General features: G+C 65.0%; 24 protein-coding genes, 1 other RNA gene and 2 pseudogenes. 14 read left to right on the top strand and 13 right to left on the bottom strand.

The window, feature by feature from the left end:
- Positions 1 to 42 precede the first annotated feature (42 nt).
- The 5 genes from LRS09_RS14040 to LRS09_RS14060 are packed head-to-tail and all read left to right on the top strand — an operon-like array spanning position 43 to position 5,590.
- Positions 43 to 705 (top strand): CpaD family pilus assembly lipoprotein, encoded by a 663-nt coding sequence (locus tag LRS09_RS14040; protein WP_257807402.1) that lies wholly within the window; start codon positions 43 to 45, stop codon positions 703 to 705.
- Positions 706 to 722: 17 nt separating this feature from the next.
- A complete protein-coding gene (locus tag LRS09_RS14045; protein ID WP_257807403.1) occupies positions 723 to 2,003 on the top strand; it encodes a CpaE family protein in 1,281 nt (426 codons plus the stop codon).
- Between the two features lie 27 nt (positions 2,004 to 2,030).
- Positions 2,031 to 3,524 (top strand): CpaF family protein, encoded by a 1,494-nt coding sequence (locus LRS09_RS14050; RefSeq protein ID WP_257807404.1) that lies wholly within the window; start codon positions 2,031 to 2,033, stop codon positions 3,522 to 3,524.
- 29 nt (positions 3,525 to 3,553) lie between these two features.
- Positions 3,554 to 4,567 carry a type II secretion system F family protein gene (locus LRS09_RS14055; protein WP_257807405.1) on the top strand — a complete coding sequence of 338 codons (1,014 nt, stop codon included), beginning with the start codon at positions 3,554 to 3,556 and terminating at the stop codon, positions 4,565 to 4,567.
- Between the two features lie 6 nt (positions 4,568 to 4,573).
- The gene (locus tag LRS09_RS14060) at positions 4,574 to 5,590 is read left to right on the top strand and encodes a type II secretion system F family protein (protein ID WP_257807406.1); all 1,017 of its coding nucleotides are present in this window, start codon (positions 4,574 to 4,576) and stop codon (positions 5,588 to 5,590) included.
- 122 nt (positions 5,591 to 5,712) lie between these two features.
- Here the strand turns inward: LRS09_RS14060 and LRS09_RS14065 are convergent, their stop codons facing one another.
- Positions 5,713 to 6,534 (bottom strand): tetratricopeptide repeat protein, encoded by an 822-nt coding sequence (locus tag LRS09_RS14065; RefSeq protein WP_257807407.1) that lies wholly within the window; start codon positions 6,532 to 6,534, stop codon positions 5,713 to 5,715.
- A 130-nt stretch (positions 6,535 to 6,664) separates the two neighbouring features.
- Between LRS09_RS14065 and LRS09_RS14070 the strand changes: the two are divergent.
- The 3 genes and pseudogenes from LRS09_RS14070 (at position 6,665) to LRS09_RS14080 (ending at position 9,315) form a co-directional block, all read left to right on the top strand.
- A pseudogene (locus LRS09_RS14070) lies at positions 6,665 to 8,042 on the top strand (M17 family metallopeptidase).
- 71 nt (positions 8,043 to 8,113) lie between these two features.
- A complete protein-coding gene (locus LRS09_RS14075) occupies positions 8,114 to 8,464 on the top strand; it encodes a MarR family winged helix-turn-helix transcriptional regulator (RefSeq protein ID WP_085463630.1) in 351 nt (116 codons plus the stop codon).
- On the top strand, positions 8,461 to 9,315 hold the full coding sequence (locus LRS09_RS14080) for a C40 family peptidase (RefSeq protein WP_257807408.1): 855 nt from the start codon (positions 8,461 to 8,463) through the stop codon (positions 9,313 to 9,315). Before LRS09_RS14075 ends, LRS09_RS14080 begins: the two co-directional genes overlap by 4 nt.
- Positions 9,316 to 9,318: 3 nt before the next feature.
- On the opposite strand, the gene LRS09_RS14085 is transcribed toward LRS09_RS14080, so the two are convergent.
- The 9 genes and pseudogenes from LRS09_RS14085 to LRS09_RS14125 all read right to left on the bottom strand — a co-directional run bounded on the left by LRS09_RS14085 (position 9,319) and on the right by LRS09_RS14125 (position 19,417).
- Complete coding sequence (locus LRS09_RS14085; RefSeq protein ID WP_257807409.1) at positions 9,319 to 10,272, bottom strand: glyoxylate/hydroxypyruvate reductase A; 954 nt, start codon at positions 10,270 to 10,272, stop codon at positions 9,319 to 9,321.
- A 10-nt stretch (positions 10,273 to 10,282) separates the two neighbouring features.
- Entirely contained in the window at positions 10,283 to 11,911 is a 1,629-nt protein-coding gene (locus LRS09_RS14090; protein ID WP_257807410.1) for an ABC transporter ATP-binding protein, read from the bottom strand.
- Positions 11,908 to 12,240: a type II toxin-antitoxin system VapC family toxin gene (locus LRS09_RS14095; protein WP_257807412.1), complete on the bottom strand. Its 333-nt coding sequence runs from the start codon at positions 12,238 to 12,240 to the stop codon at positions 11,908 to 11,910. The genes LRS09_RS14090 and LRS09_RS14095 overlap by 4 nt, the downstream gene beginning before the upstream one ends.
- A gap of 56 nt (positions 12,241 to 12,296) precedes the next feature.
- Positions 12,297 to 12,545, bottom strand: coding sequence for a type II toxin-antitoxin system VapB family antitoxin (locus LRS09_RS14100; RefSeq protein ID WP_257807413.1), 249 nt, complete (start codon positions 12,543 to 12,545; stop codon positions 12,297 to 12,299).
- Between the two features lie 49 nt (positions 12,546 to 12,594).
- The gene (locus LRS09_RS14105) at positions 12,595 to 13,743 is read right to left on the bottom strand and encodes an ABC transporter permease (RefSeq protein ID WP_257807414.1); all 1,149 of its coding nucleotides are present in this window, start codon (positions 13,741 to 13,743) and stop codon (positions 12,595 to 12,597) included.
- Complete coding sequence (locus LRS09_RS14110) at positions 13,743 to 14,894, bottom strand: microcin C ABC transporter permease YejB (RefSeq protein WP_257807415.1); 1,152 nt, start codon at positions 14,892 to 14,894, stop codon at positions 13,743 to 13,745. Before LRS09_RS14110 ends, LRS09_RS14105 begins: the two co-directional genes overlap by 1 nt.
- Before the next feature lie 36 nt (positions 14,895 to 14,930).
- Positions 14,931 to 16,805 carry an extracellular solute-binding protein gene (locus tag LRS09_RS14115; RefSeq protein WP_257807416.1) on the bottom strand — a complete coding sequence of 625 codons (1,875 nt, stop codon included), beginning with the start codon at positions 16,803 to 16,805 and terminating at the stop codon, positions 14,931 to 14,933.
- A pseudogene (locus LRS09_RS14120) lies at positions 16,805 to 18,668 on the bottom strand (extracellular solute-binding protein). Before LRS09_RS14120 ends, LRS09_RS14115 begins: the two are co-directional and overlap by 1 nt.
- 92 nt (positions 18,669 to 18,760) lie before the next feature.
- Positions 18,761 to 19,417 (bottom strand): cytochrome c family protein, encoded by a 657-nt coding sequence (locus LRS09_RS14125; RefSeq protein ID WP_257807417.1) that lies wholly within the window; start codon positions 19,415 to 19,417, stop codon positions 18,761 to 18,763.
- Between the two features lie 185 nt (positions 19,418 to 19,602).
- Here LRS09_RS14125 and LRS09_RS14130 point away from each other — a divergent pair, with 185 nt between their 5' ends.
- Positions 19,603 to 20,328, top strand: a complete 726-nt coding sequence (locus LRS09_RS14130) for a 3-deoxy-manno-octulosonate cytidylyltransferase (RefSeq protein ID WP_257807418.1) — start codon at positions 19,603 to 19,605, stop codon at positions 20,326 to 20,328.
- A 14-nt stretch (positions 20,329 to 20,342) separates the two neighbouring features.
- The gene (locus LRS09_RS14135) at positions 20,343 to 21,206 is read left to right on the top strand and encodes a prephenate dehydratase (protein ID WP_257807419.1); all 864 of its coding nucleotides are present in this window, start codon (positions 20,343 to 20,345) and stop codon (positions 21,204 to 21,206) included.
- Between the two features lie 54 nt (positions 21,207 to 21,260).
- Here the strand turns inward: LRS09_RS14135 and nudC are convergent, their stop codons facing one another.
- Positions 21,261 to 22,202, bottom strand: a complete 942-nt coding sequence (gene nudC / locus LRS09_RS14140) for an NAD(+) diphosphatase (RefSeq protein ID WP_257807420.1) — start codon at positions 22,200 to 22,202, stop codon at positions 21,261 to 21,263.
- 12 nt (positions 22,203 to 22,214) lie between these two features.
- A complete protein-coding gene (locus LRS09_RS14145; RefSeq protein ID WP_257807421.1) occupies positions 22,215 to 22,646 on the bottom strand; it encodes an HIT domain-containing protein in 432 nt (143 codons plus the stop codon).
- Positions 22,647 to 22,824: 178 nt separating this feature from the next.
- On the opposite strand from LRS09_RS14145, the gene LRS09_RS14150 reads away from it, so the two are divergent.
- The 4 genes from LRS09_RS14150 (at position 22,825) to LRS09_RS14165 (ending at position 26,082) form a co-directional block, all read left to right on the top strand.
- Positions 22,825 to 23,655, top strand: a complete 831-nt coding sequence (locus LRS09_RS14150; RefSeq protein WP_257807422.1) for an oxidoreductase — start codon at positions 22,825 to 22,827, stop codon at positions 23,653 to 23,655.
- A 68-nt stretch (positions 23,656 to 23,723) separates the two neighbouring features.
- Positions 23,724 to 23,820: signal recognition particle sRNA small type (gene ffs / locus LRS09_RS14155), an RNA gene on the top strand.
- A 108-nt stretch (positions 23,821 to 23,928) separates the two neighbouring features.
- Complete coding sequence (locus LRS09_RS14160) at positions 23,929 to 25,740, top strand: DNA polymerase III subunit gamma/tau (protein ID WP_257807423.1); 1,812 nt, start codon at positions 23,929 to 23,931, stop codon at positions 25,738 to 25,740.
- 18 nt (positions 25,741 to 25,758) lie between these two features.
- The gene (locus LRS09_RS14165) at positions 25,759 to 26,082 is read left to right on the top strand and encodes a YbaB/EbfC family nucleoid-associated protein (RefSeq protein ID WP_257807424.1); all 324 of its coding nucleotides are present in this window, start codon (positions 25,759 to 25,761) and stop codon (positions 26,080 to 26,082) included.
- Positions 26,083 to 26,085: 3 nt separating this feature from the next.
- Here LRS09_RS14165 and LRS09_RS14170 read toward each other — a convergent pair whose 3' ends face one another.
- Positions 26,086 to 26,592, bottom strand: coding sequence for a GNAT family N-acetyltransferase (locus LRS09_RS14170; protein ID WP_257807426.1), 507 nt, complete (start codon positions 26,590 to 26,592; stop codon positions 26,086 to 26,088).
- Positions 26,593 to 26,619 lie beyond the last annotated feature (27 nt).

Consider the following 26,619-nt stretch of genomic DNA (forward strand, 5'->3'; position numbering starts at 1 on the left):
ACCATGACCCTCAACGTTTCAATGTCCGATCGGAGATCTCCGGTGCGCCGACTTTCCCTTCCGCTCCTCCTCGTCCTCACGGCGGGTCTCGCCTCGGGCTGCGCGCTCGCCAAGCGCGACCACATCGAGGTCGGGTCGATCCCCGACGACTATCGCACCAACCATCCCATCGTGGTCGGCGAGGCGACGGAATCGATCGACATCGCGGTGGCCTCCAGCGATTTCAGCATGACGCGCGGACAGCGCGACGCGGTCGACGGGCTCATGTATCGCTACGACCGGTCGGCGGCACCACCCGTGCTCGTCCTGGCACCGTCGGGGTCGGCCAACGCGGCGGCGGCGACCAATGTGGCCTCCGACATCGCCCGTTTCATTCGTAAGAGCGGCGTTCGCAACGTCGAGATCGGGCACTACGCGGTCGACGCCCCCGATGTCTCAACCCCGATCCGCGTCTCCTTCAGCGTGGTGAAGGCGACCACTGGCAAGTGCGGCCGCTGGCCGGACGACATGCTCAAGACATCCGACAACAAGCACTGGGCGAATTTCGGTTGCTCGTACCAGAACAACCTCGCCGCGCAGGTGGCGAATCCGAACGATCTGGTCGGCCCGCGGCGGCCGAGCGAGATCGACGCCGAGAACCGCACGGTGGCGATCGACGAATACCAGACCAAGGACACCACCTTCGAGCCGGAAACCGGCTACTAGGCGGAAGAGGGGCGACCATGAGCAATCTTGCCTACGAGACCCAGGCGCTGCCGGATCGCGGCGACGATTTCGGAACGATGGAGGCGCTTCGCCCGCTTCCGCGGATTTCGATCCAGGCCTTCTGCGAGACCGAAGGCGTCGCGCGGCCCATAGAGCGGGCCGGCGAGGACCGCCGCATGGCCAAGACCCACCTCAAGGTGCACATGGGCGGCCTTGAGACAGCGGTCGAGTTCTATCGGACGGCGCCCACGCCGAACCTGATCCTGCTGGAATCGCGCCGCGAGCCGCGCGAGATGCTCGACAGCCTGCGCGGGCTGGCCGAGGTCTGCGATCCGACCACCAAGGTCGTGGTCATCGGCCACTACAACGACATCTGGCTCTACCGAGAGCTGATCCGCTCGGGCATTTCCGAATATGTCGTCGCGCCGATCTCGATGGCCGACATCCTGTCGGTGATCTCCAACATCTTCGTCAACCCGGAGGCCGAACCTCTCGGCCGCACGATCGCATTCGTCGGCGCCAAGGGCGGTGTCGGCTCTTCCACGATCGCTCACAACGTCGCCTGGAGCGTCTCCACCCTCTTCAAGTCCGAGGTCGTCGTCGCCGACCTCGACCTGGCGTTCGGCACGGCCAACATCAATTTTGACCAGGACCCGGCCCAGGGTATTGCCGAGGCGGTGTTCTCGCCCGAGCGCATCGACGAGACCTACCTCGACCGGCTTCTCGCCCAGTGCGCCGAGCATCTCTCGCTGCTTGCATCGCCGTCCACCCTCGACCGGATTTACGACTTCGATCCGGACGCCTTCTCGCAAATCATCGACGTCGCGCAGCGCAGCGCGCCGATCGTCGTGCTGGACGTTCCGCATGTCTGGTCCGGCTGGGCGAAGACGACGCTGATGCAGGCCGACGAGATCGTCATCACCGCAACGCCGGAACTGGCCAACCTGCGCAACACCAAGAACCTGGTCGACATGCTGAAAAAGCTGCGCCCGAACGATGCGCTGCCGAAGCTGGTTCTCAATCAGGCGGGCGTACCGAAACGCCCCGAGATCACCGCCGTCGACTTCGCCGAACCGCTCGGCATCACGCCGATGGCTGTCATACCCTTCGACCCCCTACTGTTCGGCAATGCCTCCAACAATGGCCGCATGCTGGGCGAGATGGACGCGAAAAGCCCGATCGTGGGCATGATCAACGAAGTGGCGCACGTCGTGACCGGGCGCGCGGAGATCAAGGCGAAGAAGAAGCCGGGCATCGAGCAGGTGCTCGCCCGCCTGAAGCTCGGCAAGAAGAAGTAAGTCCTCAAACGGAACGGATTTCGTCGCATGTTTGGGAAGAGAGGCAGTGAGGGCGGCTTCGGCGGCGTGGACACGCGTCCGCCGCCGCCTGTGACCTCGACCACGACCGTCAAGACCGAAGCGCCGGCAGCGCCCCGCCCCGCACCGGCGCCTGCGCCGGCTCCGGCTGCTGCGAAACGCTTCGAATCCGCTCCGCCCGTGCTTCCGCCGACGCGTCCGTCCGGCCCACGCGAGCGTTCCGAGGCCTATTACGATACCAAGAGCCAGGTGTTCTCGGCCCTGATCGACACGATCGACCTGTCGCAGCTCGCCAAGCTTTCGCCCGAGAGCGCACGCGAGGAAATCCGCGACATCGTCAACGACATCATCGCGATCAAGAACTTCGCGATGTCGATCGCCGAGCAGGAAGACCTGCTCGAGGATATCTGCAACGACGTGCTGGGCTACGGCCCGCTCGAGCCGCTGCTGGCGCGCGACGACATCGCCGACATCATGGTGAACGGTGCCAAGCAGGTGTTCATTGAGGTGAACGGCAAGGTCGAGCAGACCTCGATCCGCTTCCGCGACAACCAGCAGCTGCTCAACATCTGCCAGCGCATCGTCAGCCAGGTCGGCCGCCGCGTCGATGAATCGTCGCCGATCTGCGATGCGCGCCTGCCCGACGGTTCCCGTGTCAACGTCATCGCCCCGCCTCTCGCCATCGATGGCGCGGCCCTCACCATCCGTAAGTTCAAGAAGGACAAGCTGACCCTCGACCAACTGGTGAAGTTCGGCGCCATCTCGCCTGAAGGCGCTGAAGTCCTGAAGATCATCGGCCGCGTCCGTTGCAACGTCATCATCTCGGGCGGCACGGGCTCCGGCAAGACGACGCTCCTCAATTGCCTCACCAACTATGTCGACCGCGACGAGCGCGTCATCACCTGCGAGGACTCCGCGGAACTGCAGCTGCAGCAGCCGCACGTGGTGCGTCTTGAAACCCGCCCGCCGAACCTCGAAGGCGAGGGCAAGATCACGATGACCGATCTGGTCAAGAACTGCCTGCGTATGCGTCCCGAGCGGATCATCGTCGGCGAGGTGCGCGGACCGGAAGTGTTCGACCTTCTGCAGGCGATGAACACCGGCCATGACGGCTCGATGGGCACGATCCACTCGAACAGCCCGCGCGAATGCCTCAACCGTATGGAGTCAATGATCGCCATGGGCGGTTTCTCGCTGCCGCAGAAGACCGTGCGCGAGATCATCGTCGGCTCGGTCGACGTCATCATCCAGGCGGCGCGCCTGCGCGACGGCTCTCGCCGCATCACCCACATCACCGAGGTGATCGGCATGGAGGGCGACGTGATCATCACGCAGGACATCGTGCTCTACAAACTGAAGGGCGAGGACGCGCATGGCCGCCTGATCGGCGAGCATGTCTCGACCGGCGTCGGCCGGCCGCGGTTCTGGGAGCGGGCCCGCTACTACGGCGAGGAGGCGCGGCTCGCCAAGGCGCTGGAAGCCATGGAAAAGCAGACTGACTGAGCGCAGTCGCTGCGCGGGAGCGGCATGAGATGTTCGGCATAGACACCACGATCCTCGCCTTCATCGCGCTTGCGGGCGTGAGCGCCGGCGCGGTCGCCTATGCGCTGATGTTCAACCGCATCCAGAGCGAGGAGAAGACCGAGAAGCGGCTGGAGACGATCAAGCGGGCGGAGACGGACCGCAGCATCGTGGCGGCCACGCGCGACCGCGCCGCCGAGGCGGCCAAGCGGCGCAAATCGGTGCAGGATTCGCTCAAGGATTTGGAAAACAAGCAGAAATCGCGTGACCAGGTCGTCAAGAAGCCGCCGCTGAAGGTGCAGATCCGCCAGGCCGGCATGACGGTCTCGATGGAGAAATTCTATCTCTATTCTGTCGTTTGCGGCGTCGTCCTGGCGGCGCTGGCCTTTCTGGGCGGTGCGCCCGTCTGGGCCGTTCCCGGCGCCCTGCTGGTGGGCGCGCTGGGTCTGCCGCGCTGGTTCGTCACGTTCCGGCGCGGGCGGCGGGTGAAAGCCTTCCTCAACGAGTTCCCGAACGCGCTCGATATCATCGTCCGTGCGGTGAAGTCCGGCCTGCCCCTCAACGACGGCATCCGGCTGATCGCCAACGAGGCACAGGAGCCGGTGAAGACGGAGTTCCGCCGCATCGTCGAGGCACAGCAGGTCGGCCTCTCGATTCCCGAGGCGGCGATGCGCATGACCGAGACGATGCCGTGCCCGGAAGCGGGCTTCTTCGGCATCGTCATCCAGATTCAGCAGCAGGCCGGCGGCAACCTGTCGGAAGCCCTAGGCAACCTTTCGCGCGTGCTGCGCGACCGCAAGAAGATGAAAGCCAAGGTCCAGGCGCTGTCGATGGAGGCAAAGGCCTCGGCCGTTATCATCGGCTCGCTGCCTTTTATCGTGGCCTTTCTCGTCTACCTGTCTTCCCCCAACTACATCATGCCGCTCTTCACCACGTCGTCGGGCCACATGATCCTCGCTTTTTCCGCCGTCTGGATGTCGATCGGCATCTTCGTCATGCGGAAGATGATGAACTTCGAGGTGTAGCGCCGCATGTTCACCCAGCTGTCCAAGTCGATCTCGGATCCGGCCTTCCTGATCGCGGTGTTCGTCGGCATCGCAGTCTTTGCGACGCTGTTTACGCTGATGCCTTCGCTTGCGGGCAACACGCTGAAGACACGCATGAAGACCGTCGCGCTCGAGCGCGACGAGTTGCGCGCCAAGCAGCGCGCGCGCCTTGCCGCCGAGGCCGACAAGCGACGCCGCGGGCTGCGCGAGGAGCAGTCCGTCGGTATGAGGCAGATCGTCGAGCGGCTGGACCTGCGCCGCGCGCTGGCCGACGAGACGACCGTCGCGAAACTGCGGCTCGCGGGCTTCCGTGGGCAGAACCCGCTGACGAAATTCCTGTTTTTCCGGCTGGTTCTGCCGTTCGTCGGGTTTGCCCTCGCGGCTGCCTACGTGTTCCTGCTCGGCGGCCTTCCCAAGCAGCCGGCCTTCGTGAAGCTCTTCGTCTGCATCCTCTTCGCTTATGCGGGGTTTTACGCGCCGGTGCTCTACGTCTCGAACCGGGCCTCCAAGCGCAAGGCGTCGATCCAGAAGGCCTGGCCCGATGCGCTCGACCTGATGCTGATCTGCGTTGAATCGGGCATGTCGATCGAAGCGGCCATGCGCAAGGTCGCCGACGAGATCGGCGCCCAGTCGGTCGAGCTCGCGGAAGAGTTCATCCTGACCAATGCGGAGCTGTCGTTCCTGCAGGAGCGTCGCCAGGCCTACGAGAACCTTGCCAACCGCACCGGCCTCGAAAGCGTCAAGGGCGTCGCCCAGGCGCTGATCCAGGCCGAGCGCTACGGCACGCCGATCGCGACCGCGTTGCGCGTGCTCGCCAACGAAAGCCGCGAGATGCGCATGAACGAGGCGGAGAAGAAGGCCGCCGCGCTGCCGCCGAAGCTCACCGTGCCGATGATCCTGTTCTTCCTGCCGGTGCTCTTCTGCGTGATCCTCGGCCCCGCCGGCATCCAGGTCTCCGAGCGCGGCATCTTCGGCGACAAGAAGGAATCGAGCAGCAACTAAAGGCTGGCTTCGCTCTAGCGCGGTTCGCGCTTTCGCAATGCCCTGAATCCTGAAATGGAAAAAGCCGCGATGTCGTCAACATCGCGGCTTTGTTCTTTCGGTGATCCAGCGTGGCCGGATCGTCAGTTCGTATTCCTCTTTTCCTTCTCGTCCTTCAGCTCGTTCCAGGCGTTCTGCTGGGCGAGCATGGAGCGGAGATAGGCGACGTTGGCCTGCGCCTGGTCGGGCGAGAGTTCCTGGCGGGCGATCTGCTCGGCCTCGTCGAAGCGCCCCTGCAGGCCGACGACCAGAGCGAGGTTCTGCCGAACGCGGCTGTCGGCGCCGGGCCGCTGGGCGGCCGTGCGCATGTGCATCTCGGCGGTCTTGAGGTCGCCTTCGAGCAGGTAGGACATGCCAAGATTGGACAGGATGGTCGGCTCGTCCGGCTTGAGGTCGAGGGCCTTGCGGTAGAGCTGGCGTGCATTGGCCGACTGGCCGAGCTGATCGAGGATGGCCGCCTCGGCCGACAGGAGCTTCCAGTCCGGATATTCGGGCGTCTGCGCGCGGCGGATGGCGTCGAGCGCCTGCTCGAACTGGCCGATCGCGGCAAGCGACTTGCCGTAGGCGGCGAGCACCTCGCGGTCCTTCGGATAGGCGATGGCGAGCTTGCGCATCACGGCGAGCGACTGGTCTGTGCGGCCGTTCATCTGCAGCACGTTCGAATAGGCCATCGCCGTCGCCTTGTCGTTCGGCGATTTCGCGTAGTCCCGGCCGAGTTTGTCCGCGGCACTTTCGAGCTCGCCGGTCGACATCCGGTCGAAGGACTTGCCGAAGGAGCGGTTCACCGAGCCGGTGGTCATGCTGCTCTTGCTGGCGCAGCCGGCCATCGTCGCCGCGAGCAGGATCACGGCGCCCGCCGTTGCGAGCTTGCGTCCGAAACGGGTCGCGGAACGGGCAGCGGACATGAGGCCTCCGGAAGGAATCTCTTGGCCGTCGAAGCGGCCTTCCTGCCCGGAGAAATATTCCGTTAACCCTAATGGATAGTTAATATCGCGACTCGCTCCCGTTAAGAACTCCCCATCGGATCCGTTCAAAATGCCCGTTACCCTCGTCGCCGATCGTTGCGCATCCTCGCGTCCTGTCCATCTCGTGGCGAAAGGTGCGCTCGAGAAATCTTCCCTTCCTGCTGCGGCGATCGCCTGGGCGAAGGCGAACGCATTCAGCGGCGAGGAAGGACGTACGCTGCTGCTTGCAGACGGCGACGGGGTACGTGTCGGGTGCGCTGTTCGGCATCGGTGATCAGACGGGCGGACACCTGCCGCTGCTTCCCGGGGCATTGGCCCGCACGCTGCCCGAAGGCGACTGGCATTTCGCGGCGCCTCCCGCGGACGCGGACAATGCCGCGCTCGGCCTGCTGCTCGGCGGTTATGCCTTCACCGCCTATGGCCGCAAGCCGCATCGCGACATCCGCTTCGCCCTGCCGGAAGGTGCGGACAAGGCACGCGCAGAACGCCTGGCGGAGGGTGTCTTCCTTGCGCGCGACCTCATCAACACTCCCACGAACGACATGGGGGCGGACGACGTGGAGGGCGCCGCGCGCAGGCTCGCCGCGGCGCACGGCGCGGAGGTCGCGGTCATTGCGGGCGACGAATTGCTCGCGCGGAACTTTCCCATGATCCATGCCGTGGGCCGGGCCTCCGCACAAGCGCCGCGGCTGATCGACATCCGCTGGGGCAGGGAGGATGGCTCGAAGGTGACGTTGGTCGGCAAGGGCGTTTGCTTCGATACCGGCGGGCTGGATATCAAGCCGGCCTCGGGCATGTTGCTGATGAAGAAGGACATGGGCGGCGCTGCCAATGTGATGGGCCTCGCCCACATGATCATGGCGGCAAAGCTGCCGATGCGGCTCAGGGTTCTGCTGCCCGTGGTCGAGAATTCGATCGCCGGCAACGCGTTCCGCCCGGGCGACATTCTTCGGAGCCGCAAGGGCACGACCGTGGAGATCGGCAACACGGATGCCGAGGGCCGGCTGATCCTTGGCGACGCGCTTGCCTATGGCGACGAGGAAGCGCCGGAGCTGATGATCGACATGGCGACGCTCACGGGCGCCGCGCGCGTGGCGCTCGGACCTGACCTGCCGCCCTTCTTCACCGACGACGAGGCGCTGGCCGCCGATCTTGCCAGTGCCGCGACCGCCGCTGCCGACCCACTCTGGCGTATGCCGCTCTGGATGCCGCACGACGGCAAGTATTCCTCGAAGGTCGCCGACATCAACAACACCAACACCGACGGTTTCGCCGGCTCCATCATCGCGGCGCTGTTCCTGAAGCGCTTCGTCCTGCAGGCGAAGTCGTGGGCGCATTTCGACATCTTTGGCTGGAATCCGGCCGACCGTCCGCACGGGATCGCCGGCGGCGAAGGCATGGCGATCCGGGCGCTGGAGATGGTGATTTCCGCGCGCTACCGCGCCTAAGCCCTTGCATCGCCCGACGTTCGGGCGTTGAATGGAACGGGTCCGAAACAATGACAAGATGATCCCGGTCCATGGCGGTTAACCTGCGGCCCAGCCAGGCCTTGCGGCTCTGGCAGAGCGTCGCGCTTTCCGAGGTGAATGCGGGGATGCCCGACCTGTCGCACAGGCAGTTGGCGATCCTGCTCACCGTCTATCTCGAACCGCCTCCGCACACGGTGCGCGGGCTCGCGGCCGCGCTCGGCGTGACCAAGCCCGTGGTCACGCGCGCGCTTGACACGATGGGCGCCCTGAAGCTCGTTTCGCGCCATCGCGACGAGGAGGACAGGCGCAACGTACTGGTGAAGCGGACGATCGAGGGAGCACTCTTTCTCGAACGCTTTGGCGACGTTATCATCGCCCGAGCCAAGGAGTTGCCGCTTTGACCGTACTCGACCGACGGCTGAACGCGTTTCGCGAGGACCTCGCTGACAAGCGGCTCGAAGGCCGAGTGGAGGCGCCCGCCTTCGTCGCTGGTCGTGCAGCCCACGTGCGCCAGCCCGTGCTCGACATGCGGCGCAGGCCAAGCCTGGAGGCTGGCATCGATACGCAGCTCCTGTCCGGCCAGGACGTGCTCGTCTTCGACGAGGACGAGGGCTTCGCCTGGGTCCAGTCGCGGACAGACGGCTATGTCGGCTATGTCGGCTCGAACGGGCTCGCGGATGGTCCTTCGAAGGCAGGGCACATCGTGTCCGCGCCGCGCACCTTCGTCTATCCGCTGCCCGACCTGAAGACCGTCCCCACCTCCGTCCTGTCGATGGGCTCGTCCGTCGAGATCGTCGGCCTGGAGGAGCGCCGGGGTACCAACTATGCCCTGCTACCGTCGGGCGAGGCCATCATCGCGGGTCATGTCCGGCCAGCGGAAGAAAACGCTGCCGACTATGTCGCCGTCGCAGAGCAGCTGATCCATACGCCGTATCTCTGGGGCGGTGCGAGCGCGTTCGGCATCGACTGTTCCGGACTGGTGCAGCTGTCGATGCGCATGGCAGGCAGGCAGGTGCTGCGCGATTCCGACATGCAGGCGCAGACGATCGGCATGACCATCGACCCGCAGCGCGAGACGCTGCGGCGGGGCGACCTCGTGTTCTGGAAAGGGCACGTTGCGATCGTGACCGATCCGGAGACGATCATCCACGCCAACGGCCACACAATGACGGTCGCGCTGGAGCCGCTCGCCGAGGCGGTGTCGCGGATCGGCTATCTCTACGGCCAGCCGACCGGGTTCCGCCGGCCCTGAGCTTCAATATCCCGCGTCGCGGTCGACGAGGTTCCTGAGCCTTTCGCCTCGGTCGTGCGCGTCCATCTGGTCGAGCATTGGGCCGACGAGATGGGCGGGATCGGAGGTCGCGGCGGCATGCGGCGTGACGAAGACGCGCGGATGATCCCAGAGCGGGCTCGTCTTCGGCAGCGGCTCCTGCTCGAACACGTCGAGGCTTGCTTCCTTGAGCGTGCCGTCTTCCAGCGCGCGCAGGATGTCCGCTTCCTTCTGCAGCCTGCCGCGGCCCGCATTGATAAGGAACGCCCCGCCGAGGCCGTTGTCGCGCCGCAGCCGCTTGAGCACCGAATAGTCGATGATGCCGTGCGTGGCAGGCGTATAGGGCAGCAGCACGACCAGGATGTCGGTGGCGTTCAGGAATGGCGTCAGCCCGGCCGTGCCGGCATAACACGTCACGCCGTCCATCTCCTGCTGGGTGCGCGACCAGCCGTTGACCTTGAAGCCGAGCGCGAGCAGCGCCTTGGCGCTCGCGCGGCCGAGATTGCCGAGGCCCATGATGCCGACGCTGACCTCGCCGGCGGGCGGCTGCGGCGGCTCGTACCAGGTGCGCTTGGCCTGCTGCGTCCGGTAGAAGGAACCCTGCCGATGGTGATCGAGCACCCTCCAAGTGACGTATTCGGTCATGTATTGCGTCAGGTTGTCGGCGACGACGCGCACGATCGGCACCTGCGGCAGGCCAGGATCCGTGAGGAGATGGTCCACCCCGGCGCCGACCGAGAAGATCGCCTTCAGGTTCGGCAGTTTTTCGAGGATGCGTGGCTGCTGCTTCCAGACGACGGCATAATCGATCGACGGATCGGCGGGACCGTCCGGCTCCAGCACGACGTTGCGCCGGGCAGACAGGAGCTGCATCCACTGCTGCGGATTGAATCCGGTGATGGCGAGCAGGACCTTTCCGCTCGGCTTGCTGGCGCTCATCGGCGATACCCTATTCGTTGACTGCGTGCTGCCGGGTGGTCGCGACGTTGAAGGCCGCGGCAATCAGCGCCTTGGTGTAGTCCGTCTCGGGCGCCGAGAAGATACGCTCCGACGGTCCTTTCTCGACCACGACGCCGTTGCGCATCACGATCACCTCGTTGGCGAGCGCGCGGACCACCTTCAGGTCGTGGCTAATAAAGAGATAGGCGAGGCCGTATTTTTGCTGCAGCGAGCGCAGCAGGTCCACCACCTGCGCCTGCACGCTCATGTCGAGCGCCGAGGTCGGCTCGTCCAGCATCACGAATTTCGGCTTGAGCACCATGGCGCGCGCGATCGCAATGCGCTGGCGCTGCCCGCCGGAGAACTCGTGCGGATAGCGGAAGCGGGTCTCCGGATTGAGGCCAACTTCCTTGAGCACATCGACCACCGCCTTGTCGCGCTGTTCGGGCGTCTGGTCCGGCTCGTGGATCTTGAGACCTTCCTCGATGATCTCTGACACCGACATGCGTGGGCTGAGCGAGCCGAACGGGTCCTGGAAGACGATCTGCAGCTCGCGCCTGAGCGGCCGCATCTGCTTGAAGGAATAGGTGTTGATGTCGCGGCCGCCGAAGTCGATCCGGCCCTTCGACGAGATCATCCGCGCGAGCGCCAGTCCGAGCGTCGTCTTGCCGGAGCCGGACTCGCCGACGATGCCGATCGTCTGGCCGGCCCGCACCGAGATGTCGATGCCGTCGACGGCCTTCACATTGTCGACTGTCTTGCGGAAGAAGCCCTTCTTGATCGGGAACCAGACGCGGATCTGCTCGCCGCGCATCACCTCGGGTTTCGTGTCGTCGGCGGCGGGAGGCAGGCCGCGCGGCTCTGCCGCAAGCAGATGTCGCGTATAATCGTGCTGCGGATGCACGAACACCTCCGCCGTCGGCCCGGTCTCGACGATCTTGCCCTTGGTCATCACGCATACGCGGTCGGCGATCTTGCGCACGATGCCGAGGTCGTGGGTGATGAACAGCATCGACATGCCACGCTCTGCCTTGAGCTTGGCGAGAAGTTCGAGGATCTGCGCCTGCACCGTGACGTCGAGCGCCGTCGTCGGCTCATCAGCGATCAAAAGCTTTGGCTCGTTGGCGAGCGCCATGGCGATCATGACGCGCTGGCGCTGGCCGCCGGAGAGCTGATGCGGATAGGCGCCGAGCCGCTTCTCCGGCTCGCGGATGCCGACCTCGTTGAGGAGTTCCAGCGTGCGCGCGCGCGCCTTCGCGTCGCCCATGCCTTGATGGACCTTGAGCACCTCGCCGACCTGCCGCTCGATCGTGTGGAGCGGGTTGAGCGAGGTCATCGGCTCCTGGAAGATCATGGTGATGTCGCGCCCGCGCACCTTGCGCAGCTCGTTCTCGCCCTTCGCGAGCAGGTCCGCGCCCTCGAAAAGGATCTGGCCCGACGGGTGGCTGGCGGCAGGGTAGGCGAGCAGCTTGAGCACCGAGAGCGCCGTGACCGACTTGCCGGAGCCTGACTCGCCGACCAGCGCGACGGTCTCGCCCTTGGCGATGTCGAAGGAGACATGATCCACCGCGAGCGTCTGCGCGCCGCCCTGCGAGAAGGCAACGGAGAGATCGCGGACGGAGACGAGGGGGGTGGTCAAATCACGGCCTCGACATCGGTCAGGCGGAAATCGTCGCCCTTGAACAGCAGCGGCTCGCCGCGCGTCTTGGACAGGGCGTAGGCAAAGCAGTCGCCGAGGTTGAGCTGGGCGCGGTGGCTGCCCTTGCCGAAGTCGCGATAGGCTTGGCGAGCGCGCAACGCCTGTTCCTCCGTGATCGGCACGATTGCAATGCCGGAAGTCTGCATGAAGCGGTCGAATGTTGCTGACTTGTGTTCGGACTTCATGCGGTCGACTCGCACGGCCGCCTCAAGGTAGTTCATCGGGGACATGACGAGTTCATCCGTGGTCGTCGAGATGATGTCCTCCATCTGACGGCCCTCCGGCTCGTTCAGAAGCACAGCCAAAACAGCCGAGGCGTCCACGATCATTTCGGCAGGCCCCATTCGTCATAGAGGTCGGAATGGTCGCTCGTGACGCCCTCCGGGACGGGCCCGAAGCTCTGCACGATCTCCCTGATCCTGCGCCTGCGTTCCTCGATGTCACGGTTTCGATGAAGCCGCGCGAGCCGTTCTTCCAGAGCAACTTGGATGGCCGCAGTCAGTGTTTCACCTGTCTCGCCGGCGACTTCCTTGGCCAGTTTCTCCACCCGCTCGTTCTTGATGTTCAGGCCCATGTCCACCTCCATGGTAGAAATCGATTTGAATTATACCATATTTCGCCACTCATCGGAACGTCTTCCGCGGGTCGAAGGCGTCGCGCACGGCTTCGCCGATGAAGATCAGCAGCGACAGCATGATGGCGATGGTGAAGAAGCCGGTGAGGCCGAGCCAGGGGGCGGATAGGTTGCGCTGGCCCTGCTTCAGCAGTTCGCCGAGCGACGCGGAGCCCGGCGGCAGGCCGAGGCCGAGGAAGTCGAGCGAAGTGAGCGTCGAGATCGAGCCGTTGAGGATGAAGGGCAGGAAGGTCAGCGTCGCCACCATCGCGTTGGGCAGGAGGTGGCGGTACATGATGGTGCGGTCCGGCACGCCAAGCGCGCGCGCGGCGTTGACATATTCGAAGTTGCGCGCGCGCAGGAACTCGGCGCGGACCACGCCGACGAAGCCAACCCAGGTGAATAAAAGCATGATGCCGAGCAGGATGAAGAAGCCCGGCGGCAGGACTGCAGACATGATCAGGATCAGGTAGAGCACCGGGATCGACGACCAGATCTCGATGACGCGTTGCAGCAGCAGGTCGGTCCAGCCGCCGAAATAGCCCTGAACTGCGCCGGCAGTGACGCCGATGACCGCCGAGGCTGCTGTCAGCACCAGTCCGAACAGCACCGAGATGCGGAAGCCGTAGATGACGCGTGCCAGCACGTCGCGGGTCTGGTCGTCTGTGCCGAGCCAGTTCCAGTTGCCGACCGTGCAGTTGGGGTCGTTCACGCCGTGCGGGTAGCGCTGGCAGCGGAACTCCTTGTCGTACATCCAGGACGGCTTGGCGGGCGCGGCTTCGGGAATGTCGTTGTTGACGGTGCGATACGAGTAGCGGATCGGCGGCCAGATCAGCCAGCCGTTCGCCTCGATCTCTTCCGAGATCACCGGATCACGGTAATCCGTGACGGCGTAGAAGCCGCCGAACTTCTCTTCCGGATAATCCACCAGCACGGGAACGAGCAGCTCGCCCTTGTAGAAGGCGAGCACAGGCTTGTCGTTGGCGATGAACTCGGAAAACAGCGACAGGACGAACAGGACCAGGAAGATCCAGAGCGACCAGTAGCCGCGCCGGTTGGCCTTGAAGTTCTGCCAGCGGCGCTGGTTGAGCGGCGAGAGCCACGGTCTGCGGGCGGCACGCTCGGTCTCGACCTCGGTCTTTTCGACGATGTCCGTCATCAGACGTCGCGCCTCTCGAAGTCGATGCGCGGATCGATCCAGGTGTAGGTAAGGTCGGAGATCAATGTCGTGACGAGGCCGATCAGGCCGAAGATGTAGAGGCTGGCGAACACGACCGGATAGTCGCGGTCGAGGATCGACTGGAACGACAGCAGGCCCAGCCCGTCCAGTGAGAAGATGTTCTCGATCAGCAGCGAACCGGTGAAGAACACCGAGATGAATGCCCCCGGGAAGCCGGCGATGACGATAAGCATCGCGTTGCGGAAGACGTGCCGGTAGAGCACCTGGCCCTCGGTCAGCCCCTTGGCGCGCGCGGTCACGACATACTGCTTGCGGATCTCTTCGAGGAACGAGTTCTTGGTGAGCAGCGTCGTGGTGGCGAAGGCGGAGAGCACCATCGCCGTCAATGGCAGCGTCAGGTGCCAGAAATAGTCGACGACCTTGCCCCAGAGCGAGAGCTGGTCCCAGTTCTCGGAGGTGAGGCCCCTGAGCGGGAAGCAGTCGCAGCCCAGCCGGAAGCCGTAGAACTGATCGCCCGATGTGAAGCCTATCGGGAAGGAATTGCCGCCGGCGAACAGGATCATCAGCAGGATCGCGAACAGGAAGCCGGGGATCGCATAGCCGACGATGACCACGCCGCTGGTCCAGATATCGAAGGCCGACCCGTCCTTCACTGCCTTCCTGATCCCGAGCGGGATGGAGATGATGTAGGAGATCAGCGTGATCCAGAGACCGAGGGAGATCGACACCGGCATCTTTTCGAGGATCAGGTCGACGACACGGATATCGCGGAAGAAGCTCTCGCCGAAGTCGAAGCGGGCATAGTCCCACACCATCTTGCCGAAGCGCTCGAGCGGCGGCTTATCGAAGCCGAACTGCTTTTCGAGCTCGGCGATGAATTCGGGGTCCAGTCCTTGTGCGCCGCGGTATTTGGAGGAGGATTCGCCGCCGAAGTTCTCGACGTTCTGCGCCCCAGCATCGCCGCCCCCGCCGGACAGCCGGTCGGAGCCGGCGCTGGTGCCGTTGATGCGCGCAATGACCTGCTCGACCGGACCGCCCGGCGCGAACTGGATCAGCACGAAGGAAATGGCCATGATCCCGAACAGGGTCGGGATCATCAGGAGCAGGCGGCGGGCGATATAGGCGCCCATCAGACGCCCTTCATGCAGGTTTGGCCGGTTATCCGGTCAGAGTTTGCCAATTGCCCTCGCTTTTTCCGCATCGAACCACCACAGCGCTTCGACCGGGAAGCCGTAGTCCGGCTTCGGCTCCCTGAATCCATAGATGTCCCAGTAGGCCGCCCGGTGATTCGCCGCGTGCCAATTTGGAATCCAGTCTCGCCGCGCGCGCAAGACCCGGTCGAGCGCGCGGATCGCCGCAACGAGGGCGTGACGGTCCAACGCCTTCGAAACGGCGGTCAGCAAATCGTCGACGGCGGGATCGGCCGTGCCGGGGAGGTTGCGGCTTCCCTTCACCGCGGCGGTGCTGGAGTGGAAGAACTGCTCTAGGTCGTCATAGGTCGGGGTGGCGCTCAGCGACGCCGCGATCGAGATCATGTCGAAATCGAAATCGGACTGCCGCACCGTATATTGGGCCGCATCCACCAGCCGGATGGAGGCATCGATACCGATGGTCTTCATGTTCTCGACGAAGGGGGAATCGATGCGGATGAAGACCTCGTCGTTGACGAGGATCTCCAGCGCCAGCCGCTCGCCTCGGTCGTTGACGACAAAGGCCGACCCGTCGGGCTTGCGCCATCCGGCCTGCGCGAGGAGGTCGATGCCCCGGCGCAGCAGCCTGCGGTCGCGCCCCGTCCCGTCCGTGATCGGCTGCATGACCGCTTCGCCGAAGGTTTCATCGGGAATCCTGCCGCGGAGGGGTGCGAGCAGCGTCTGTTCCTCTGGGGAGGGGAGTCCCGTCGCGACGAACTCCGAGTTTTCGAAAAGCGAGTGCGACCGCTCGTAGGCGTCGTAGAACAGGTTGCGCTTCGTCCATTCGAAATCGAAGCACAGGCCGATCGCCTCGCGCACCCGCGCGTCCTTGAAGCGGTCGCGCCGCTGGTTGATCGCCCAGGCCTGCAGCGAAGGCTGCAGTTCGCGCGGGAACTCGCGCTTGACAACTTTGCGCTCCGTGATGGCGGGGAAGTCGTAGCCGGTCGCCCAGGTCCGGGAGGTGAATTCCTGCCGGTAGAGCACGTTGCCTTTCTTGAAGGCCTCGAAGGCGGCCTGGCGATCCCGGTAGAGCTCGATGCGGATGCGGTCGAAATGGTTGAGGCCGTGATTGACCCCGAGATCGGCACCCCAGTAGTCGGGCACGCGATCATATTCGATGAACTGGCCGGCGCGGAAGGTTCCGACCTTATAGAGGCCGGCGCCGAGCGGCGCCTTGAGCTGCGAGCCGTCGAACGGATTGGTCTCGAAGTAAGCCTTCGACACGATCGGAAAGCCGACGACGGACAGGATCGTGCGGTCGGACTGTTCGCCCGAGAAGGTGAGCCGGAACGTCTGCGGGTCGACCGCTACCGCTTCTGTCATCCGCCCGAGCGACAGACGGAGGCCCGGATGGGCTTTCTGCTTGAAGAGGTTGTAGGTGTAGGCGACGTCCTCGGCGGTGAGCGGCGAGCCGTCGTGGAAGCGCGCCTGCGGCCGCAGCCTGAACTCGAAGGTGTTGCGGTCGGCCGAAATGCTCACCGTCTCGGCGATCAGCCCGTAGACCGCGTCCGGCTCGTCGAGCGCACGCGTCATCAGTGAATCGAAGCACATCTCCATGCGCGGCGGCGCGTCGCCGTTCGGCACGAAGGTGTTCAGCGTGTTGAACGTGTCGGGATTTTGGTTCCACAGCCAGTTCGGCGGCGAGAAGTTGAACGTCCCGCCCTGCGGCGCATCCGGGCTCGCATAGTCGAAATGGCCGAAACCCGCAGCATATTTCAGGTCGCCGAAGGCGGAGAGTCCGTGCAGCGGGGTCTCGGTGGGTGTTGCGGCGAACAGCGTCGAGGGCAGCGCGGGAAGGATCGCCGCGGCGCCTGCCGCCTGGAGGAACCCCCGGCGCGACAATGCCGCCATCAGTTCGGAATCCCGAACTTGGCGTTCAGCGCCTTTTCCTTCTCGGGGTCTATCCAGAACGATTCGAGGTCCGGGCCGATGACCTTTGTCGGCTGCGGCTCCGGTATGCCGAACTTGTCCCAGTAGGCCAGCCAGACGAACGGTCGGTGGTATTGCGGAACGACGTAGTAGCCCCACAGCAGAACGCGATCGAGGGCATGGGTGGCGACGACCTGGTCTTCGCGGCTCTTTGCAAAGATCACCCGTTCGATCAGCGCGTCGACAACGGGGTCCTTGATGCCTGAGTAATTGCGCGAACCCGGCCTGTCGGCATCCTTCGATCCCCAGTAGGTGCGCTGTTCGTTGCCCGGCGACTGCGATTGCGGCAGCACCGCGATCAGCATGTCGTAGTCGTAGTTGTTCTGCCGCGCGATATACTGGCTGACGTCCACCATGCGGACCGGCGCGTCGATGCCGAGCTTGCGCATGTTGGTGATCAGCGGCATGCCGATGAATTCCTGGTAGTCGCCGGCGATCAGCAGCTCCGCCCGAAATTGCTGGCCCGTCGCGGCGTTCACCAGCTTGCCGTCGTTGATCACCCAACCCGCCTCGGCGAACAGCTTCACGGCCTCGCGCAGGTGGGCGCGTTCCGACTGCGGCGTGTCGAAGACCGGCAGTTTGAATTCCTGCGTGAAGAGTTCCGGCGGCAGCTTGTCCCTGTAAGGTTCAAGGATCGCGAGTTCCTCGCCCTGAGGTATGCCGGAGGAGGCCAGTTCCTGGCCGACGAAGTAGCTGTTGGTGCGCTTGTTGAGGTTGAACGTGCGCGTCTTGTTGAAGGTTTCGAAATCGTAGAGCAGCGTCAGCGCCTGGCGCACGCGCCTGTCCTTGAACTGGTCGCGACGCATGTTGAGGACGTAGCCCTGCATCGGTTCGCCGGATTCGTCCTTGAATTCCTTCTTGATGACCTGGCCCGCCTTGGCCGCGGGAAAGTCGTATCCCGTCATCCAGCGTGGCGGCTGGTTCTCGACACGCAGATCCTCATAGCCGCCCTTGATGAACGCCTGCCATTCCGCCGTCTGGTCGAGGACGTAGCGGTAACGCCGGCGGTCGAAATTGTTTCGGCCGACATTAATCGGCAGGTCGCTCGCCCAGTAGTCCTCGACGCGCGTCCAGGTGATATCGGTTCCCGGCTTGAAGCTCTCGATCCTGTAGGCGCCGGAGCCCAGCGGCGCCTCCAGCGTCGGCCGCGAGATGTCACGCTTCTCGCCCTTGGCGTTTGTTCCCTCCCACCAGTGCTTCGGCAGGACCACAAGATCGCCCATGATCATGGGGAGTTCGCGGTTGCCGCCCTGGTCGAACTCGAACCGCACCTCCCTGTCGCTCACTTTCACCGCCTGCTTCACATTGCCGAAATAGCTGATGAAGTCCGGGCTGATCTTCTTGAGGGTGTCGAATGACCAGATCACGTCCTCGACCGTGATCGGCTGGCCGTCGTGCCATCTGGCCTTCGGGTTCAGCCGATAGGTCGCGCTCGAAAAATCGTCCGGATAGGAGAAGGCCTCGGCGATGAAGGCATGATTCGTCGTCGGCTCATCGATGGATTTCGCCATCAGCGTGTCCCACAGCAGGCCGCCCTGAAAATTGAGCCCAGCCGCCGACCTTACCGATGGCAATGAATGGATTGAAGCTGTCGAACGTCCCCACCGCGACGGAATTCAGCGTGCCGCCCTTTGGCGCGTTCGGATTCACGTGGTCGTAGTGTTTGAACGTGTCGCCGTATCGGGATGGCTCGCCCATTCGATCCGAGGTGCGCCATTCCTGGGCTTGGCCCGGAATGGCCCAGAAGACGGTAGCGGCAAGCGCGGCGGCTCTCAGCAGGTTCATTCGGGCGCGTTCTCCCTGGCGACGACAGACGGACGATAACAAAAAAGCCGGGCTGAACCCGGCTTTTTCGTGATGTCGATCTGAAAATATCGTTACTGCGCCGGTGCGGCGGGGGCGGCCGGTGCAGCAGGAGCCGGGTTGGCCGTTTCGGTCGCGGGCTCGGTCGTCGCGCCAGCTGCCGGTGCGGGCACTGCGTCGGCGGCGGGAAGCGGCGCCGGCGTGTCGGCCAGGGTGCGCAGGTAGGCGATGATGTTGGCGCGGTCACCCACGGCCTTGATGCCGGGGAAGTTCATCGCGGTACCCTTCACGACCGCCTTCGGATTGGTCAGGAACTCGCTGAGGTGCTCATAGTCCCAGTTCGGCCGCTCACCGGCATGGGCCTTCATCGCGGCGGAGTAGGAATAGCCCTCATGCGAGGCAACCGGACGGTCGACGATGCCCCAGAGGTTCGGGCCGATCTTGTTGGCACCGCCCTTCTCGGGCGTGTGGCAGGCCGCGCAGCGCTTGAAGAGCGTCTCGCCGGCGCCCACGTCGGCGCTGGCCAGCAGCGGCCCGACGGGCTCGGGCGCGGCCGGGCCGGACGCTTCGCCGCCGGCACCAGCCTCGGGCTCCAGCGCTGCGATCTCGAAGCCGGCCTTTTCGGGCGCATGCGACGCGAACAGCGAATCCGAGATCAGGCTGAGCGAAAAGACGACGAAAACGGTGCCGAGGATCGCCCCGATGATCTTGTTGAATTCGAACGAGTCCATGCCTCTCCGTGCTCCCGTCGCGGTGCGGGCTGGAGCGTTCGCCGTCCGCCCTCTTCCCAAATAACAAACAGCCGGCTGGGGAGCCGGTGAAAGCGGGCGGAAACTAGGTCTTTTGCGATAAGTTCGCAACACCTATAAGGGCCTTCCCCCGTGAGACGTTTTGCCACTTCCTGCCGGTCCGATCCATGAACGCGCTGATCCTCATTCCTGCCCGCATAGCCGCGACGCGCCTGCCCGGAAAGCCGCTTGCCGACATCAACGGCACGCCGATGATCGTGCATGTTGCGCGCCGCGCCGCCGAGAGCGGGCTCGGGCGGGTGGTGGTGGCGACCGATTCCCGCGACGTGGCGGAGGCGGTGACGGGGGCAGGTTTTGAGATCGCCATGACGCGCGCCGACCACCAGTCCGGCTCTGATCGCATCTTCGAGGCGCTGACGGCGCTCGATCCAGCCGGTGCGGTCGAAACGGTCGTCAATCTGCAGGGCGACCTCCCGACTATCGACCCGGCCTCGATCCGGGCCGCGCTCGCCCCTCTTGGTGATCCGGCGGTGGATATCTCGACACTGGGCGTGGAGATCACGCGCGAGGAGGAAAAGACCAATTCCAACGTGGTGAAGATCGTCGGCTCGCCGCTCTCACCGGCCAGGCTGCGTGCGCTCTATTTCACCCGCGCGACCGCGCCCTGGGGCGAGGGGCCGCTCTATCACCACGTCGGCATTTACGCCTATCGGCGCGCCGCACTGGCGCGATTCGTCGCCCTGCGGCAATCTGCGCTTGAACAGCGCGAGAAACTGGAGCAGTTGCGGGCGCTCGAAGCCGGAATGCGCATCGACGTCGCGATCGTGGATGCGGTGCCGCTCGGCGTCGATACGCCGGAAGACCTCGAGCGCGCCCGCGCGATGCTCGCATAAGCAGGACGAACCGCATGCCGCTGAAGACAAACCGCATCTCCTTCCAAGGGGAACCAGGCGCGAACTCCGACACGGCGTCCCGTGAGATGTTTCCGTCGATGGAGCCGCTGCCCTGCGCCACCTTTGAAGACGCCTTCAACGCGGTGGAGTCGGGTAAGGCGGACTTGGCGATGATCCCGATCGAGAACACGATCGCGGGGCGGGTCGCCGACATCCACCACCTGCTGCCGGAATCGAAGCTGCACATCGTCGGCGAGTATTTCCTGCCGATCCATTTCCAGCTCATGGTCCTGCCGGGCGTCCAGCGCTCGGAGATCAAGACGGTGCACAGCCACATCCATGCACTCGGCCAGTGCCGCAAATACATCCGCAAGAACGGCTGGAAAGGCGTGATCGCCGGCGACACGGCGGGCGCGGCGCGCCTCATTGCCGACGTGCAGGACCGCTCGATGGCGGCGCTCGCGCCGCGCCTGGCGGCCAAGCTCTACGGGCTCGATATCCTCGAGGAGAACGTCGAGGACGCTGCCAGCAACGTCACCCGCTTCGTTGTGCTGACGAAGAGCAAGGAATGGGTGGAGCGCCCGACGCCCGACGCGCAGATGATGACGACGTTCATGTTCCGCGTGCGCAACGTGCCGGCCGCCCTCTACAAGGCGATGGGCGGCTTCGCGACCAACGGCGTCAACATCACCAAGCTGGAAAGCTACCAGCTCGGCGCTTTCACGGCGACGCTGTTCTACGCCGACATCGAAGGCCATCCCGAAGATCCGGGCGTGAAGAACGCGCTGGAGGAACTCAAGTTCTTCTCGCGCGAGGTGCGCATCCTCGGCGTCTACCCGCGCAGCCCCTCGCGCGAGGAGTGGAAGGTGGCGGACTGAGCGTGGCCTTGCCACACGGGAAAATCCGTGCGTGGCAAGAAATGTTGCCGACCGCTACGCGCCTTCCGCCCAGGTCCTGATCAGCAGGTTCGCGATCGCCGAGCGGGGCGGGGTCTTGATCCCTTCCGGCGATCGGCCGGCGATGATCTCGTTCACCTCCGCGCGCGTGAACCAGCGGACATCTTCCAGCTCCGTCTTGTCGGCGACGATCTCCTCGTTCAGCGCCTCGCCGAAGCAGCCGATCATCAGCGAATAGGGGAAGGGCCACGGCTGGCTGGCGTGATACGCGACGCGGCCGAGCCTTATGCCCGCCTCCTCGAAGGTCTCGCGGCGCACGGCGTCCTCGATCGTCTCGCCCGGCTCGATGAAACCCGCGAGGCAGGAGTACATGCCCGGCGGGAAATGCGGGCTGCGGCCCATCAGGCAGCGCTCCTGCGTCACCGCGAGCATGATCGCGACAGGGTCGGTGCGCGGGAAATGCTCGGCCTTGCAGTTGCCGCATACCCTCTTGTAGCCGCCGGCGCGAATTTCCGTCTCATGGCCGCAGCGGCCGCAGAAACGGTGGGTGCCGTGCCAGGCGAGCAGGGCGCCGGCCTGGGCCACAGCGCCGAGATCGTCCTCGGCGAGCAGGCCCTGGACGTTCACCGAACGGAAGTCGATCGCCTTCACGCCGTCCGGCAGTTCCTCGGGTTCTAAGCCCGCGGGTGCGGCGAGTGCCGGACCTCTCGCATCCCAACCGAGCAGGATTGCCTGATCGGTGACGGCGCCGAGCGAGGCGGCGGCGAAGGGACGGTACCACGGATCGAAACCCTCGCGCCCCTCCTTGAGATAGACACGCCCGGCTTTGATGAGCATCAGCCGTGCGGCAGGGTCTTCGAGCGCACGGGCGGTCGAATCATCGCTCCGCTGCTCCGAGCGCCTGTCGATCAGATTGCCGGTAAACCCGACCATCTTGCTGGGCTCGCGCGCCGGCGCGTCGAAAAGGCTGGAGATCATGATATTCTGCTGTCAGGTCTGGGTGGAAAGCGCCGAGCGCATGCGTTCGGCGAAGGCGTGGCGGTCTTCGGTCCGGTAGGGCTCGCGCACGCCGTAGCCCCACACCGGGCCGGGCCAGCCCGGATCGCCGATGTTGCGGGCGACGACATGCACGTGCAACTGGCGCACCACATTGCCGAGCGCGCCGGTGTTGATCTTGGTGCACGCCGTCTCCGTCTTGAGGGCCTGCGCGACGAGATTGGTCTCGAAGGTCAGCATCGCCTGGTCGAGCGGGGTGAGATCGTGCATCTCGGCGATGAGCGGGCGCTGCGGCACGAGAACCAGCCAGGGCCACCGCCGGTCATCCATCAGCCGAAGCTCGCACAGGCCGAGCCACATCAGCGGAACGCTGTCAGCGTCCAGCCGGCGATCGAGTTCGAATCCCGGCTGATGACCAGGCAGCATCGGCGTTCCTCTCCTCTTCGACGAAAGGCTATGATGCACCTTGGTTCGCCGCAACTGTCTCAAGGTCGAATTCGTCAAATTGGCCTTTCGTTGACAGTTCCCGCCAGCAGGGTGTTGGATAGACCATGCGGAGCGGTAAGCCGCCCGCCCATTTCCCGCACGATCATGGAGCTCGCCGATGGCTTCCCCGCCTGTCTGGTTCATCACCGGTTGCTCGACCGGTCTCGGGCACGAGCTCGCGAAACTCGTGGCCGCGCGCGGCTGGAACCTCGTCGCCACGGCGCGCCGCAAGGAAAGCCTCGCCGATCTCGCAGCCCCGAACGTGCTGGCGCTTTCGCTCGACGTGACGAAGCAGGATGAGATCGATGCGGCCGTCGCGGCCGCGAAGGAACGGTTCGGCCGCATCGACGTGCTCGTCAACAATGCCGGCTACGGCTACCTGACGACTGTCGAGGAAGGCGAGGATGCCGAAATCCGCGCCATGTTCGAGGCCAACGTCTTCGGTCTGTTCGCCATGACCCGCGCGGTCTTGCCGGTGATGCGGGCGCAGCGCAGCGGACATATCATCAACATCACCTCGGTGGCGGGCCATGTCGGCAATCCGAGCTCGGGCTACTACGCCGCGACCAAGCATGCGGTGGAGGGCTTGTCGAAGTCGCTCGCCGTGGAGGGCGCGCCGCTGGGCATCAAGGTCACGGCGGTCGCGCCCGGGCCGTTCCGGACCGACTGGGCGGGCCGCTCCATGATCCAGACCCCGAACCGGATCGAGGATTATGCGTCGACCGCCGGGACGAGAATGAGGAACGTTTCCGGATACAGCGGTCAGCAGGCAGGCGATCCGGTTCGTGCGGGCGAAGCGATGATCACGCTGACCCAGATGGAAAATCCGCCCGTGCATATTGTGCTTGGCCGAGGCGGTTTCGATGTGGTGACGGCAAGTCTTCGCAACAGGCTGGCCGAGATCGAAGCATATCGGGAGCTGGGAATCGGCACCGATTTCCCGGCCTGACGCGCCCGTTGGCCTCTTCGACCATTCCCGCCTTGCATTTCGCGCGCCGATTGCCGATATGCAGGGTGGGAGGTTGGTGGTGGACGAGCCACTCGCCAACCGGGTCAGGTCCGGAAGGAAGCAGCCCTAACGAGCCAGGAACGGGTCATTGTTCCAGCCTCCCGCCTTTCCTTCCGCTTCGGCATGTGCGCGGCCCGCGACAGGGTCGTTGACGGCGTGCGGCGGGTGGGTTGAACTGGACGGGTAGGGACCGGAACGGAGCGGACGAGGCGGATGAACCCAGCCGGAACCGATGCGAAAGGCGGCGCCTACCGTGTTCTCGCACGGAAATATCGCCCGCGCGACTTCTCCGGCCTCATCGGTCAGGAGCCGATGGTCCGCACGCTCACCAACGCCTTCTCCTCCGGCCGCATCGCGCAGGCCTGGATGCTGACCGGCGTCCGCGGCGTGGGCAAGACGACGACCGCCCGCATCCTGGCGCGCGCGCTGAATTACAAGACGCCCGAGATCGACCAGCCGACCATTCTCATGGATGCCGTCGGCGAGCACTGCCAGGCGATCCTTGAAGGCCGCCATGTTGACGTGATCGAGATGGACGCGGCCTCTCACACCGGCATCGACGACATCCGCGAGATCATCGAACAGGTGCGCTATGCGCCCGTCTCCGCGCGCTACAAGGTCTATATCATCGACGAGGTGCACATGCTCTCGACGCAGGCCTTCAACGGCCTGCTGAAGACGCTGGAAGAGCCGCCGCCGCATGTGAAGTTCATCTTTGCGACCACGGAAATCCGAAAGGTGCCGATCACTGTGCTGTCGCGCTGCCAGCGCTTCGACCTGCGCCGCATCGACGCCAGCCTGATCAAGTCCCACCTCGCCCATATTGGCGGGCTGGAGGGCGTGGATGCCGAGGACGACGCGCTCGCCATGATCGCCCGCGCCGCGGAAGGCTCGATGCGCGACGCGCAGTCGATCTTCGACCAGGCGATCGCGCATGGCGGCGAGAACGTCACCGCCGAGGCGGTGCGCTCGATGCTCGGCCTTTCCGACCGCAACCGCGTGATCGACCTGTTCGAGCACTTGATGAAGGGCGACATCGCGGCCGCTTTGTCCGAATACCGGGCCCAGTACGACACCGGTGCCGACCCTGCCGTGGTGCTGGCGGATCTCGCCGAGTTCAACCATCTCGTGACCCGCCTGCGCTTCGTGCCGGAAGCTGCGACCGACGCCTCGCTGACCGAGGACGAGCGCCGCAGGGGCGCCGACTTCGCCGAGAGGCTCTCGGTCAAGGTCCTGTCGCGTACCTGGCAGATGCTGCTGAAGGGCATTCCGGAGGTACAGGGTGCATCGCGGCCGGTCTCGGCGGGCGAGATGGTGCTGATCCGCATCGCACACGCCGCCAGCCTGCCGACGCTGGACGAGGCGCTAAAGATGCTGGACGGCGACACTCTGCCGGTCGGCACTCCGCAGCCGCCACGTCCTTCGGGCGGGGTGCCGAACGGTTCCGGCGCGAACGCAATCGGACAGGCCCGCATGCCGAGCGCGCAGGGCGGGGCGCAGACGATGCGGCTGGTGCAGCGCCAGGATGCACCACCGGCAATGCAACCTGCACCCGCTCCGGTCGTGGAGGAGGATGCGGTGCCGGTGCGCTCGCTGGCCGACATTGCCGCCCTCGCGACGTCCAACCGCGAGGTCGCTTTCAAGGCGCTGCTCAAGCGTTGCGTTCGCCTTGTGAGAATCGAGCCCGGCAACCTGCAGATCGGCCTGACCGACGATGCGCCGCGCGACCTCGCCGGCCAGATCGGCGCCAAGTTGCAGGCCTGGACCGGCCGGCGCTGGATGGTGAGTGTCGCGCGCGAAGGCGGCGGACCGACGCTGGCCGAGCAAGAGGCCAACAAGCGCGAGACCGCGTTCACCGACGCGAAGTCCGACCCCGCGGTGGCGGCGATCCTGGCGAAATTCCCGGGCGCGAAGATCATCGACGTTCGGATACCCGACACGACCGACGACGCGGACGCGCCGGCCGAGCTTGTGCCCGATCCGGGCATCGAGCCCGCGATCGACCCCGATGACGACGATTTCTGAGAGAAAGGATCCCCTGCGATGAAAGACCTGCTCGGACTGATGGGCAAGGCCAAGGAGATGCAGGCCAAATTCCAGGCCATGCAGGAGGAGTTGACCCAGGTCGAGGCGTCCGGCCAGTCCGGCGGCGGCCTCGTCACCGTCACGCTGACCGGCAAGGGCGAGATGAAATCGATCAGCATCGACCCGTCACTGGTGAAGCCCGACGAGGCGGAGATCCTCGAGGACCTGATCGTCGCGGCCCACAATGACGCCAAGGCCAAGGTCGAGGCGATCATGCAGGAAAAGACACGCGAACTGACCGCCGGCCTGCCGATCCCGCCGGGAATGAAGCTGCCGTTCTAAGGCTCAGGCGAGCCGCAGCTCCATGTCGATCGCGGGCAGGGGATGGCCCGCGACGCTGGTCATCACTTCGCCGATCCGCCGGAACCCGAACGATTCGTAGAACGGCACGCCGGGTAGGCTGGCCTGGCTCTTCATCAGCGTAATGCCTTGCGCACGGGCTTCGGCGAGGCAGTGGGCGAGCAGGCGCCCGGCGATGCCCCTGCGCTTGAAGTCCGGATGAGTCGCAAAGTGCCGGATGTGGCCGACGCCATCGACGACCTCGCCGGTCCAGGGCGCCGGCCGGCTCCAGCCGCCGCAGGCCGCGGGAATGCCGTCCGCTTCCACCACGTAATAGGTGCCGCTCTCGACCAGCTTGGGGTTGGCCTTCGACATGAAGGGCATTGCGGCCGTCAGTTGCGCGCGATCGTAGCTACCGTCGTCCAGCGTCGCGTAAGACGCCGTGATCAGCGTCGACAGCATGTCGAGGTCGGCGAGCGTGGCGCGCCTGATCGAGATGTCATGAGCCGTCATCGCATCTCCTCCGTTCGGGAGCGGCGA

Origin of the sequence: Mesorhizobium sp. J428 (genome assembly GCF_024699925.1) — a bacterium.
Lineage (GTDB): Bacteria > Pseudomonadota > Alphaproteobacteria > Rhizobiales > Rhizobiaceae > Mesorhizobium_A.

Coding starts and splice junctions, on each gene's coding strand:
- LRS09_RS14125 (WP_257807417.1), bottom strand. CDS start 19,417: ATGGACTCGTTCGAATTCAACAAGATCATCGGGGCGATCCTCGGCACC.
- LRS09_RS14170 (WP_257807426.1), bottom strand. CDS start 26,592: ATGACGGCTCATGACATCTCGATCAGGCGCGCCACGCTCGCCGACCTC.
- LRS09_RS14050 (WP_257807404.1), top strand. CDS start 2,031: ATGTTTGGGAAGAGAGGCAGTGAGGGCGGCTTCGGCGGCGTGGACACG.
- LRS09_RS14135 (WP_257807419.1), top strand. CDS start 20,343: ATGCCGCTGAAGACAAACCGCATCTCCTTCCAAGGGGAACCAGGCGCG.
- LRS09_RS14055 (WP_257807405.1), top strand. CDS start 3,554: ATGTTCGGCATAGACACCACGATCCTCGCCTTCATCGCGCTTGCGGGC.
- LRS09_RS14110 (WP_257807415.1), bottom strand. CDS start 14,894: ATGGGCGCCTATATCGCCCGCCGCCTGCTCCTGATGATCCCGACCCTG.
- LRS09_RS14115 (WP_257807416.1), bottom strand. CDS start 16,805: ATGGCGGCATTGTCGCGCCGGGGGTTCCTCCAGGCGGCAGGCGCCGCG.
- LRS09_RS14160 (WP_257807423.1), top strand. CDS start 23,929: ATGAACCCAGCCGGAACCGATGCGAAAGGCGGCGCCTACCGTGTTCTC.
- LRS09_RS14100 (WP_257807413.1), bottom strand. CDS start 12,545: ATGGGCCTGAACATCAAGAACGAGCGGGTGGAGAAACTGGCCAAGGAA.
- LRS09_RS14065 (WP_257807407.1), bottom strand. CDS start 6,534: ATGTCCGCTGCCCGTTCCGCGACCCGTTTCGGACGCAAGCTCGCAACG.
- LRS09_RS14075 (WP_085463630.1), top strand. CDS start 8,114: ATGGCGGTTAACCTGCGGCCCAGCCAGGCCTTGCGGCTCTGGCAGAGC.
- LRS09_RS14060 (WP_257807406.1), top strand. CDS start 4,574: ATGTTCACCCAGCTGTCCAAGTCGATCTCGGATCCGGCCTTCCTGATC.
- LRS09_RS14095 (WP_257807412.1), bottom strand. CDS start 12,240: ATGGAGGACATCATCTCGACGACCACGGATGAACTCGTCATGTCCCCG.
- LRS09_RS14130 (WP_257807418.1), top strand. CDS start 19,603: ATGAACGCGCTGATCCTCATTCCTGCCCGCATAGCCGCGACGCGCCTG.
- LRS09_RS14085 (WP_257807409.1), bottom strand. CDS start 10,272: ATGAGCGCCAGCAAGCCGAGCGGAAAGGTCCTGCTCGCCATCACCGGA.
- LRS09_RS14045 (WP_257807403.1), top strand. CDS start 723: ATGAGCAATCTTGCCTACGAGACCCAGGCGCTGCCGGATCGCGGCGAC.
- nudC (WP_257807420.1), bottom strand. CDS start 22,202: ATGATCTCCAGCCTTTTCGACGCGCCGGCGCGCGAGCCCAGCAAGATG.
- LRS09_RS14105 (WP_257807414.1), bottom strand. CDS start 13,743: ATGACGGACATCGTCGAAAAGACCGAGGTCGAGACCGAGCGTGCCGCC.
- LRS09_RS14150 (WP_257807422.1), top strand. CDS start 22,825: ATGGCTTCCCCGCCTGTCTGGTTCATCACCGGTTGCTCGACCGGTCTC.
- LRS09_RS14145 (WP_257807421.1), bottom strand. CDS start 22,646: ATGCTGCCTGGTCATCAGCCGGGATTCGAACTCGATCGCCGGCTGGAC.
- LRS09_RS14165 (WP_257807424.1), top strand. CDS start 25,759: ATGAAAGACCTGCTCGGACTGATGGGCAAGGCCAAGGAGATGCAGGCC.